The 7072-nt window shown below is 43.5% G+C and carries 6 protein-coding genes; 4 read left to right on the forward strand and 2 right to left on the reverse strand.

Going from position 1 to position 7072, the window contains the following annotated elements; translation table 11 throughout:
• Positions 1-268 precede the first annotated feature (268 nt).
• From IQ230_RS25550 to IQ230_RS25560, 3 genes are all read left to right on the forward strand, one after another.
• Entirely contained in the window at positions 269-517 is a 249-nt protein-coding gene (locus tag IQ230_RS25550; RefSeq protein ID WP_193934997.1) for a hypothetical protein, read from the forward strand.
• A 575-nt stretch (positions 518-1092) separates the two neighbouring features.
• Positions 1093-2427, forward strand: a complete 1335-nt coding sequence (locus IQ230_RS25555; protein ID WP_193934998.1) for a cytochrome P450 — start codon at positions 1093-1095, stop codon at positions 2425-2427.
• 92 nt (positions 2428-2519) lie between these two features.
• Entirely contained in the window at positions 2520-4460 is a 1941-nt protein-coding gene (locus tag IQ230_RS25560) for a GTPase family protein (protein ID WP_193934999.1), read from the forward strand.
• Between the two features lie 70 nt (positions 4461-4530).
• Here the strand turns inward: IQ230_RS25560 and IQ230_RS25565 are convergent, their stop codons facing one another.
• Together IQ230_RS25565 and IQ230_RS25570 are read right to left on the reverse strand one after the other, a co-directional pair.
• Positions 4531-5226, reverse strand: coding sequence for a chromophore lyase CpcT/CpeT (locus IQ230_RS25565; protein WP_193935000.1), 696 nt, complete (start codon positions 5224-5226; stop codon positions 4531-4533).
• A 90-nt stretch (positions 5227-5316) separates the two neighbouring features.
• On the reverse strand, positions 5317-5958 hold the full coding sequence (locus IQ230_RS25570; RefSeq protein WP_193935001.1) for an S-layer homology domain-containing protein: 642 nt from the start codon (positions 5956-5958) through the stop codon (positions 5317-5319).
• 141 nt (positions 5959-6099) lie between these two features.
• Between IQ230_RS25570 and IQ230_RS25575 the strand changes: the two genes are divergently transcribed.
• Entirely contained in the window at positions 6100-6807 is a 708-nt protein-coding gene (locus IQ230_RS25575; RefSeq protein WP_193935002.1) for a PD-(D/E)XK nuclease family protein, read from the forward strand.
• Positions 6808-7072: the final 265 nt, after the last annotated feature.

Genomic DNA, 7072 nt, shown 5'->3' on the forward strand with positions numbered 1-7072 from the left:
CCTATGCCACTGAGGTTCAAAATATGTGCAAAAATCATCGACCTCACAAAACAATGCTTCTAAACTAGACATAGGACGGGGCGCTGAATGGTTTAACTTAATTTCAGCTTACTTGCCCCCTCCTTTTCTTATCCCGAACTGACGTTAGGTAGGTATAACCCAATATTAGCTGCCAACGGGAAGACTCTGCTTAATCTGGATCGTTTGACCTGGAGAACCCTTAGCTTGAACCCGCTGGACGGCAATTGAGGCTGTTCCGCCATAATTAATGCAACCACTCGTAGAGTTGGCAGTGGTAAAAAATGCGGTTCTCACGCGCAGTGGCACTGTTGGGAAAACACAAATCCTCCTGCGAGGGATATTGAATGCTGTTTCGATGGTTTCAAAGTTACTGCTGGTGAACGTATGTGTGGCTGTGATAACTGTCATTTTAAAACTCCTGATTGATACTGATGAGTGCGTTACAAGGTCTGTACTGACTACTGCACATGATGGATTACAAATTTTGACTTATTAATTGGTTAACTCAGTTGCAAAATTTAAAACGGCAATTTTTGTGCTATGGAATTCATCTTCTAGGCGTTAGTGATACATTGATTCCTTAATATTGATAGACAAAAACTCAAATTCTGTTACAAAATCAAAATCTATAAATTTGAGCTTCTAACTATTAGCAACAAACTCAAGCAACCCTTTTCAATAAAGGTATAAGTTTTTGTAAAAATTATTCATAAAATACTTAAGGCTTGAGATTTGCCTCTTGTTTGTAGGTTATTGCTCCTCTTTCTTACTTTTGTCAGAAGTTTACTGCTGAGGATGCGATCGCCATTTATCTCTAAAGATTGATGAAAAGTTTCCTTGTTTTGTTTGAAGTTAATTACATTACTGTCCTGCACGGGGGACAACTTTATGCCCCATAAGTACATCAACAATTTACTTGACTCAGTAAATATTACCTTGCTTGGGTTCCACTCTCTGTGTGCGGCTATGAGAAAATAGAGATAGTATCTAGCACAAGAAACTGGAATAGGCATTATTTATTAGCTGCAACTGTTGCTTACTTAAAATTTAGCTTTTTCTCCTAAATTTTTTATGCCCACTGCAAATTTTCCCCCTGGACCTAAGGGTCATTTCCTCATTGGTAATATACCAGAAGTTAATCGAGATCCACTTAACTTCTGTAGCCAGTGCGCTCATAAGTATGGTGACATTATTGGCTGGCAGTTCGGTTTGGTTCCAGCCATTATGCTTAATCATCCTAGCTTGATTGAGGAAGTATTAGTTACCCAGCACCAGAACTTTGTCAAAAGTAGTGTGTACCGACGCGGACTACGTGTTGTAGGTAACGGCTTGCTTACCAGTGAAGGTGACTTCTGGCAGCGTCAGCGCCGTCTGGTTCAACCAGCTTTTCACCAAGAGCGAATTGCAAACTACGCTCAGGTGATGGTTGCCTATGCCAACCGATTACTTGACTCTTGGCAAGATGGTTCTATCCGCGATCTTCACCAGGATATGATGTCGCTGACTTCACAGATTGTGTCTAAGGCACTATTTAACATCGATATTGCTGGTGAAATTTCAGGGGTGCAGGCTGCCTTAAATGCAGTTATGGATTTTAATGCCAAACTTAGCAATCAGTATCTGCTACCCACCTGGATGCCTACTCCTAGTAACTTACGCTACCAACGAGCGATTCAACAACTAGATGCGATCGTTTACCACATTATCGACCAGCGAAGAGCTAGCGGCGAGGATACAGGTGATTTACTCTCACTTCTGCTGCAAGTGCGAGACGAAGGTGATGGTACACAAATGACGAATCAGCAAGTGCGAGATGAGGCAATGACCTTGTTTTTAGCAGGTCACGAAACAACTGCCAACGCCATGACATGGACATGGTTTCTTTTAGCACAGCATGCCCAGGTAGAAGCAAAATTGCAAGAGGAACTACAGACTGTGCTGGGCGATCGCACACCAACAGTTGCCGATCTACGTCAGTTACGCTACACAGAGCAAATTGTGCTGGAAGCCATGCGACTGTATCCACCTGTGTGGGGAATGAGCCGAGTTGCAAAACATGAGTGTGTTCTGGGCGGGTATAATGTGAAAGCTGGGACAACTGTGTTTATGAGTCAGTGGATTACCCACCGAGACTCTCGATTCTTTGATCAGCCAGAAGTTTTTTACCCCGAACGTTGGGCAGACAATCAGATTAATCGACTGCCTCGCTTTGCCTACTTTCCCTTTGGCGGTGGTCAACACATATGCATTGGCAAGGCTTTCGCCATGATGGAAGCTATTTTGCTTCTGGCAACACTCGCCTCAAAGTTTCGCTTGACGCTACAACCAAATCATCCGGTTGTGCTTCAACCATCGCTCACACTCCGCCCACGACACGGGATGAAGATGTTGCTCAAAAAGCGGTAGTTATTTGATTGGGCTGTAGCTGACCTTGATACTATCTCTAGTAAGCCATGATGAGATCAACAATCAGACTCTGATCGAGGCAGGCGTAAGATATGGTGCGACTTAAAGTGTGGCAATGGGTTATATTGGCAACTCCAATTGCAGTAATTATCGGTTTCTTACTGTTCGCAGCAGGTTGGCAAATTCATGAGTGGCGAGTGAATTGGATTTGGGGTGTATTCATTCTTGTATTCGTTGGTTGGCGTTGGTTGCTGGTGAAGTGGACTCGCCTAGCCGTGGCGCAGGTCGAAGCAGTTGTCACTGAAGTTAGCCAGGAATTAGCATCTGCAAGCGATGAGATGCTACCAATCAAAAGTGATACCGCAACTCGAGTAGAAACTGCACTACAAGAAACTTTGAAAAAAGCACAAAGCGATCGCCCAATTTGGGAAGATTGGCAAACCTTTTGGCAACGCTGTCAGAATCTTGTCGTTGCTGTTGCTCATATTTATCATCCCGAAGTAAAGTATCCCTTACTCAATATCTATATTCCTCAAGCTTACGGATTGATTCGGGGAACTGTCGATGATATGGATCGGTGGATGCAAAAGTTATCCCCCGCACTCAATCAAGTTACCGTAGGGCAAGCATATCAAGCCTATGAAATGTATCAAAAACTCGAACCATCAGCGCGGAAAGTTTGGCAAGCTTGGAACTGGGCGCAGTGGTTGTTAAACCCAGCAGTAGCAGTCGCTAAACAAGCAACTCAACGTTCGAGTAACCAAGCAACGCAGCAGTTATTAGTTAATTTAAGTCAATTACTACGAGAAGCTGCTTTACGAAACTTATGCAAGCAAGCGATCGCACTCTATGGAGGCACTACATTACCTAGCACGTTTTCCCCTACAACACCAACACTACCCAAAGCAAAAACGCAAACGCTGCGTGAAATCTTAGAGAAAGCTGAACCTGTTGAGGTTGAGCAAAAACCTGTCAGTATCTTACTTGCAGGGCGCACTGGTGCAGGAAAAAGTAGCTTGATTAATACACTGTTTCAAGCTGAGTTAGCTGCGGTCGATGTTTTACCGAGTACGGATCGCATTCAAAATTACCACTCTCTTGAAAATGCTCAACGGGGGGAACCCCCGCACGCAAGTTTCCGCTGGCAAACTGATACAGGAGAACTGACGCTTTGGGATACTCCAGGCTACGAACAAGCTAACCGTGATGATTTGCGCGAACTTGTCCTTGATTATGCTACGAATGCAGACTTGCTTCTCATAGTTACCCCAGCACTCGATCCAGCGTTGCAAATGGATGTAGACTTTCTTCAAGATATCAAAGCCGATATTGTGGATTTACCTGCAATTGGAGTTGTAACTCAGGTTGATCGTCTGCGTCCAATTCGCGAGTGGGAACCACCTTATGATTGGGAATGGGGCGATCGCCCGAAAGAAATTGCTATTCGCGAAGCAACTGCATATCGCGCTCAATTACTCAAGGAATGCGATCTCGTTCTACCTGTGGTCACTGGCGATCCTAAAACAGGTCGAACAGCGTGGGGAATCGATGCACTATCTTTAGCATTAGTTGAGGCAATTTCCCCTGCAAAACAACTTCGCCTTGCCCGCTTTTTACGTAACCTCGAAGCCCGCACTGTTGCTGCTGCTAAAATTATTGATCGCTACACTTTTCAAATGACAACTACACAAGGACTTGCTGCACTCCTCAAAAGTCCTGTTTTGCAATTTATTTCTACAGTTTCAACTGGATCTCCTACTCTTGCCTATATCTTAGCTGAGCAAATTCCTGTAGAACAGTTGCCTGTTGTGATTGGTAAACTGCAAATGGCATACGAGCTTTTCTCGCTTTTGAAGCCTGGTAATAAGCGTAACTTCGATCTTCTCTCGCTTTGGTCACTTTTATTAGAAAATACCTCAGCACCAGAGCGTAACGCTTGGGCATTTGGTCATGCTTTAGTAGAATATTGGACAGAAAATCTTAGCGTTGAAGAACTGCACCAGCGGTTTGAAAAATACTTACAGCAGGCTTGATCGCGAAAAGCCTGGCGAATGAATTCGCGGCTTCAAGAACGAAGTCCACACAGGTGGACTTATGACGACATTATAGTTGTAGAAACCTGCTTCTTATGCTTTCTCTAATCCAACGAAATTGATAAGCCTCACTTTGTGCACCCCAAACTTGATTACCCGCAGCATCAAAGCCGCGATCCCAAGTATCCATACCTGCTTGGTGTAAAGTGATGCGATTTGTGATTCGTACTGCACCTTTGTAATTACTTGGACATCCTGACGCGGATGTTTCTCCGATATAATTCTGTTGTTGGCGACGCAAGAAGACACTACAGTTTGATGTGCCAATATCTTTCACGTCAATGATGCGTTGCGCTTCAGGTTTATTGCATAAACCAATCCAAGCTTGCGGTGTTGGGGGTCGAAAGACAGCTGACTCTATACTATTGTTATCTACACTCGGCGCAATTCGCAAAAAACGCTGACGATAAGGTTGGGAAAGTCGTTGTGAAAGTGCTTGTTCTTGATACATAAATACCGCATGAGGACGCGCGATCGCAGCAGCATTTTTGACTTTCACTTTACAAGTAGTCATGCGAACGTTTGGTGCGTTGGGGTTAGCACGGGCTTGTGCTGAGGTATCCATTGCGCCATTCAAGTGAGAAACGACTTCTTGAACTTGTTGTGCAGATGAAGATTGAGTGTTAGCAGGCACAGCGTTAACTTGACTTACACAAGTAAAAACCGCAGCACTCACTAATATTGCAATACTCTTTTTACTTACCACAGCACTGACTCAAAGCGATCGCACGCAACTACACATAAATTAAGTTTAGTAGATAAAGGAGACACCCTCATCACCCTGAACCCTGACCTCTCACACCCCTGGTTGCTGTTGTTTTGCTAAATACCTACTCAGCGCATAAGCCATATCACCGCGCGTAATCGGCTGTAATGGTTTAATATTACCTTGAGCATCAATATTGACAAATCCCTCATTTAATGCTGTAGCGATAGATCTTCGTGCCCATGTGGGAACTGATGCAGCATCAGGATAAGCCGTAAGAATCTCGGCAACGGTGTCATCAGGGAATTGATATACTCCGTATGCTTGAGCAAAAATCGCGAAGGCTTCAGCACGGTTTACCCTTTGGTTAGGAAAAAACATATTTCCCCGATAGCCGCGCATAATACCAGTTTTCAGCACGGTTTGAATATCGTTAAATGCCCAGTGCGAAGCAGGAACATCTTGAACTTCTACCAAGTTTTCTTGTGTAGCAGCCGCACGTGTATCGAGGGCAAAGGCATTAACTAAAATTGACGCAAGTTCAGCGCGACTAATAAATCGTTCAGGATGAAATTGCCCATCAGCATAATTATTCATCAACCCCGCAGCAACGGCCTGTTGGATTGCATCAGGCGTAGATAATGTTGCAGGTGGTGTTTGGGCGATCGCACTTGTACTTTGAATGACCATTACTACACAAAGTGTACCAGCAAGCTGACGTATTCGGGACATATTTAATTTGCTCCACCCTCACTCAATACTTCCGTTTTCATGCTACTCACGACGATTGAGTTTAGGGCAAAGTTGCGTAAGTATAGCGATCGCACCGCAAAACTTGCTCAAATAGAGTTAAGTTACTGATAACGCTGACTAATGCCGTCAATTATCGAGTTATTACCTGCAATCTCAGCAAAATCAATTCGGCTAGAAGGAAAGCAATTTTTAGTGGATGATAAAGGCGATCGCCTACCGAGTGTTACGACAATTCTCAACGCCACCAAACCGCAAGAACAACGGGAAAGACTTTTCAATTGGCGACAGCGTGTTGGTACAGAACAAGCAAATAAAATCGCAGGAACCGCAAGTCGTCGAGGTACGCAGACACACAAACAAATTCAGCGCTATCTTTTAGGTAAAGATCCTGTTTGTCCAGAAAATAGCATTTCTTACTGGGAAAGTATCAAACCAGTATTACAAGATATCGACACTGTGCGTCTAGTTGAAGGTTCAATTTTCCACTACGACTTGGGGTACTCTGGTAAAGTTGATTGCGTAGCTAGCTATAAAGATACTCCCGTTGTTTGCGAGTGGAAAACTGCTGATAAACCAAAAGGTTCTATTGAGCGACTTTACGAATATCCCCTACAACTTGCTGCTTATCTTGGAGCCGTTAATCATTCTTACCAAGATTATGGCATTAAACTCGACCATGCACTTTTAGTTGTTGCAATTCCAGACACACCAGCAGAAGTTTTTTGGTTTGAACCAGCACAAATTCAATATTATTGGCAGCAGTGGATTGCTAGAGTAAAAATTTACCATAAGTTACAACTTGAGCAAAAAGAATCGATTGGAAGTTGATTTAGTAATGAAGGATGGATTAAAGCCAGAAATTGGTCAACAAATTCTTAGAGAAGTTGTCTACGTATGACCAAAAAAGCAACAGAAGATTACGTTCAAGACATTTTGATGCTACAGATGGTCCTATTGCAGTTTATATACAGCCTATTGCAAGTTTATGAGGTACAGTAAGAGGAGTACACAAATGAAGTCTAATGAAACCGTACTCGCTCGACTTGCGAGAAAAAATAGTTAAGGCATACACACAAGGTGACACCTCAATCAG

The sequence above is a fragment of the Gloeocapsopsis crepidinum LEGE 06123 genome, assembly GCF_015207655.1.
Taxonomy (GTDB): domain Bacteria; phylum Cyanobacteriota; class Cyanobacteriia; order Cyanobacteriales; family Chroococcidiopsidaceae; genus Gloeocapsopsis; species Gloeocapsopsis crepidinum.

What these genes read in the sequence shown, in the direction of transcription:
- IQ230_RS25555 (WP_193934998.1), top strand. Translation starts at nt 1,093, where the DNA reads ATGCCCACTGCAAATTTTCCCCCTGGACCTAAGGGTCATTTCCTCATT.
- IQ230_RS25550 (WP_193934997.1), top strand. Translation starts at nt 269, where the DNA reads ATGCAACCACTCGTAGAGTTGGCAGTGGTAAAAAATGCGGTTCTCACG.
- IQ230_RS25575 (WP_193935002.1), top strand. Translation starts at nt 6,100, where the DNA reads ATGCCGTCAATTATCGAGTTATTACCTGCAATCTCAGCAAAATCAATT.
- IQ230_RS25560 (WP_193934999.1), top strand. Translation starts at nt 2,520, where the DNA reads ATGGTGCGACTTAAAGTGTGGCAATGGGTTATATTGGCAACTCCAATT.
- IQ230_RS25570 (WP_193935001.1), bottom strand. Translation starts at nt 5,958, where the DNA reads ATGTCCCGAATACGTCAGCTTGCTGGTACACTTTGTGTAGTAATGGTC.